General features: G+C 70.6%; 1 protein-coding gene. It reads right to left on the bottom strand.

What is annotated here, in order from left to right; all coding sequences use genetic code 11:
* On the bottom strand, positions 1 to 603 hold a 603-nt coding region (locus BST27_RS30775), incomplete at both ends, for an AMP-binding protein (protein WP_139805520.1).

Below are 603 nucleotides of genomic sequence, written 5' to 3' on the forward strand. Positions count from 1 at the left end.
GGGGTCGGCGGTGCCGGTGACATAACCAACCAGGCGCTTGTCCCCGGGGCGGTCCTCGCGGGCGATCACCACCGCTTGGTCCACCCCGTCCAAGGCGTTCAGCGCGGCCCGGACCTCACCTAGTTCGATGCGATACCCGCGGATCTTGACCTGCTCATCGACCCGGCCGTGGTAACGCAACTGACCATCAGCACCCCAGCACACCAGGTCCCCGGTCCGATACATCCGGGTCCCGACCCCGCCGAACGGGCAGGCCACAAACCGCGACGCCGTCAACCCGCCGCGCCGCCAATACCCCACCCCGACACCCGAACCGGCCACATACAACTCGCCCACCACACCCACCGGCACCGGCCGCAACCAGCCGTCCAGCACGAACAGCGCCGCCCCCGGCACCGGCACCCCGATCGGCGCCACCGCCGACCCCGCCACCAACGGGGCGCTGATCGAGGCATAGATCGTCGCCTCGGTCGGACCGTAAGCATTGACCATCACCCGACCCGGCGCCCAGGTCTGCACCACCTCGACCGGACACGCCTCCCCGGCCACGATCAACGCCGTCGACTCCAACCCCGCCGGGGACAGCATGGCCACCGCCGAGGG

Origin of the sequence: Mycobacterium intermedium (assembly GCF_002086275.1) — a bacterium.
In the GTDB taxonomy this organism is placed as follows: domain Bacteria; phylum Actinomycetota; class Actinomycetes; order Mycobacteriales; family Mycobacteriaceae; genus Mycobacterium; species Mycobacterium intermedium.